2 protein-coding genes are annotated in these 3367 nt (G+C 71.2%); both read right to left on the reverse strand.

Features of this window, described 5'->3' with window-relative positions; all coding sequences use genetic code 11:
• Positions 1–46: 46 nt before the first annotated feature.
• On the reverse strand, positions 47–694 hold the full coding sequence (locus tag JNW89_RS31830) for a hypothetical protein (RefSeq protein WP_238451875.1): 648 nt from the start codon (positions 692–694) through the stop codon (positions 47–49).
• A 120-nt stretch (positions 695–814) separates the two neighbouring features.
• Entirely contained in the window at positions 815–3319 is a 2505-nt protein-coding gene (locus JNW89_RS31835; protein ID WP_238451876.1) for an RNA helicase, read from the reverse strand.
• Between the last annotated feature and the right edge of the window lie 48 nt (positions 3320–3367).

Raw genomic sequence — 3367 nt, forward strand, 5'->3', positions numbered from 1 at the left:
CGTCGCACCGCCTGGAGCGGTGACCGGCCCGGACGGGGACGTCGGGTCAGGCGGCGGTGGACCAGATGGCGCGGAAGGCGGCGGCCTCGCCGGCCAGCCACTGCTCGACCTGCTCGGGCTTGATCGTGTCGGGCATCCGGTGGGCCTCGCCCCGTCGCACGTCGACCAGGACCGGCTCGGCGTGCGGGAGCACCGCGTCCATGTGCCGGGCCATCAGGTGCAGCGTCGCGAGGGTCGTCTCCTCGCTCGGCGGGGCCTCGTCGAAGTGCAGCCGGACCGCCTCGGCGTGGCCGTCGGCGTACCGGACGCCGAAGTGCGGGTTGATCTTGACGGGCAGGTCGCCCAGCATGGCGAGCGCGTCGCGGGTCTGGGCCAGGTCGATGCCGGCCGGCTCGCCGAGGGACTCCAGCCAGGCCGTCGCCCCGGGGACGAGCGCCTGGTAGAGCGGGCGCCACCGGGGCTTGACCACGTCGGCCACGCCGGCGAGATGGGTGCCGCCGGTGTGGAAGGCGATGTCGGCCTTGAGGGCCTTGACGAACTGGCCGTGCGGGTTGAACCCGTGCCGGCTGGCCCGCTGCTTGCGCAGCCCACCGACGAAGGTGGCCTTGGTCGGCCCGGTGCGGTCGACGTACCGGGTGAAGCCGAGGAGCGTGGCGTAGGGGGTGAGCGGGGCGGTGGAGGTGGGCGCGGTCACGAGCGTCCTCCCAGGTCAGGAACCTCGATTAGTACATACATTCTAATCGACGGGGGTGACATCGCCCAGGGAACGAAAGGGGCCGCCCGGACACTCCGGACGGCCCCGCGAAACTCTTTTCTACAGCTGACCGACGTCGGTGATCCGGACGACCGCGGCGCCCGCCTCGTCGGACGCTGCAAGATCCACCTCGGCGCTGATGCCCCAGTCGTGGTCGCCCTCGGGGTCGTCGAGGATCTGCCGCACCGTCCAGCGCTCCCGGCCCTGCTCGATCATCAGCAGCGCCGGCCCGCGCGCGTCGGGGCCGACCCCGATCGAGTCGTACGACTCGAAGTACGGCTCCAGCGCCTCGGCCCACGCGTCGGCGTCCCAGCCCGACGCGGAGTCCAGCTCGCCCAGGTCGTACCAGCGGCGCAGCGCGGCCAGCTCGACCCGCCGGAACAGCGCGTTGCGGACCAGCACCCGGAAGGCGCGGGTGTTGCGGGTGACCGCCGGCGGCTTGTCTTCCAGCGAGGAGGCCAGCTCCGCCACGTCGGACGGGTTGCGCAGCCGCTCCCACTCGTCGATCAGGCTGGAGTCGACCTGGCGGACCAGCTCGCCCAGCCACTCGATGAGGTCGACCAGCTCCTCGGTCTTGGCGTCCTCGGGCACGGTCTGCCGCAGCGTCTTGTACGCGTCGGCGAGGTACCGCAGCACCAGGCCCTCCGAGCGGGACAGCCCGTAGAACTGCACGTACTCGGTGAAGGTCATCGCCCGCTCGTACATGTCCCGGACCACGGACTTGGGGGAGAGCTGGTGGTCGGCGACCCAGGGGTGGCCCTGCCGGTACATCTCGTACGCGGCCTCCAACAGCTCGGCGAGCGGCTTCGGCCAGGTCACCTCGTCGAGCAGTTCGAGGCGCGCCTCGTACTCGATGCCCTCGGCCTTCATCGCGGCCACCGCCTCGCCGCGGGCCTTGAACTGCTGCGCGGAGAGCACCTGACGGGGGTTGTCGAGGATCGACTCGACGACCGAGAGCACGTCGAGGGCGTACGAGGGGGACTCGACGTCGAGCAGCTCGATCGCGGCCAACGCCAGCGGCGACAGCGGCTGGTTGAGCGCGAAGTCGAGCTGAAGGTCGACGGTGAGGCGGACCCGCCGGCCGGCCTCGTCCGGCTCGTCGAGCTGTTCGACCACCCCGCCGGCGCGCAGCGCCCGGTAGATCGCGATGGCCCGGCGGATGTGCCGGCGCTGGGCGGCCCGGTCCTCGTGGTTGTCGGTGAGCAGGTGCCGCATCGAGGCGAACGCGTCGCCGGGGCGCCCGATGACGTTGAGCAGCATCGAGTGGCTGACCTGGAAGCTGGAGGTCAGCGGCTCGGGCTCGGCCTCGACCAGGCGCTCGAAGGTGGGCTGCCCCCAGCCGACCGAGCCCTCCGGCGGCTTCTTCTTGACCACCTTGCGCCGCTTCTTCGGGTCGTCGCCGGCCTTGGCCAGGGCCTTCTCGTTCTCGATGACGTGCTCGGGAGCCTGCACCACCACCCGGCCGAGGGTGTCGAAGCCGGCCCGCCCGGCCCGCCCGGCGATCTGGTGGAACTCGCGGGCCTTGAGCAGCCGGGTCCGCATTCCGTCGTACTTGGACAGGCCGGTGAAGAGCACGGTGCGGATGGGCACGTTGATGCCGACGCCCAGGGTGTCGGTGCCGCAGATGACCTTGAGCAGGCCGGCCTGGGCGAGGGTCTCCACCAGGCGGCGGTACTTGGGCAGCATGCCGGCGTGGTGCACGCCGATGCCGTGCCGGACCAGCCGGGACAGGGTCTTGCCGAAGCCGGAGGTGAACCGGAAGTTGCCGATCGCCTGGGCGATCATGTCCTTCTCGGCCCGGGTACAGACGTTGACGCTCATCAGCGCCTGGGCGCGTTCCAGCGCGGCGGCCTGGGTGAAGTGCACGACGTAGACCGGGGCCTGCTTGGTCTCCAGCAGCTCCTCCAGGGTCTCGTGCAGCGGGGTCATCGCGTACGAGAAGAGCAGCGGGACCGGCCGCTCGACGGAGCGGACGACGGCGGTGGACCGCCCGGTGCGCCGGGTCAGGTCGTCGACGAACCGGGTGGTGTCGCCGAGCGTGGCCGACATCAGCACGAACTGCGCCTGCGGCAGTTCGATCAGCGGCACCTGCCATGCCCAGCCCCGGTCGGGCTCGGCGTAGAAGTGGAACTCGTCCATGACCACCTGGCCGACGTCCGCCCGGGACCCCTCGCGCAGCGCGAGGTTGGCCAGGATCTCGGCGGTGCAGCAGATGATCGGGGCGTCGGCGTTGACGCTGGCGTCGCCGGTGAGCATGCCGACGTTCTCCGCGCCGAAGACCTCGCAGAGGGCGAAGAACTTCTCCGACACCAGCGCTTTGATCGGCGCGGTGTAGAAGGTGGTCCGGTCGTCGGCCAGGGCGGCGAAGTGCGCCGCGATCGCGACCAGGCTCTTGCCGGAGCCGGTCGGCGTGTTCATGATCACGTTCGCGCCGGAGACGATCTCGATGACCGCCTCCTCCTGGTGGGGGTAGAGGTCGAGGCCGCGCTCCTTCGCCCAGCCGGCGAACGCGTCGTAGAGGGTGTCGGGGTCGGCGCTTCGAGGCAGCGCGGCAGTGAGCGTCATAGCCGCTCCATCGTGCCCGCCCCGCACCCCCGCCCGCCAACCGGGTAC

The organism is Micromonospora sp. 4G55, assembly GCF_016803375.1.

Bases quoted from the DNA above. Each gene is read 5' to 3' on its own strand.
- JNW89_RS31835 (WP_238451876.1), bottom strand. From the start codon at position 3,319: ATGACGCTCACTGCCGCGCTGCCTCGAAGCGCCGACCCCGACACCCTC.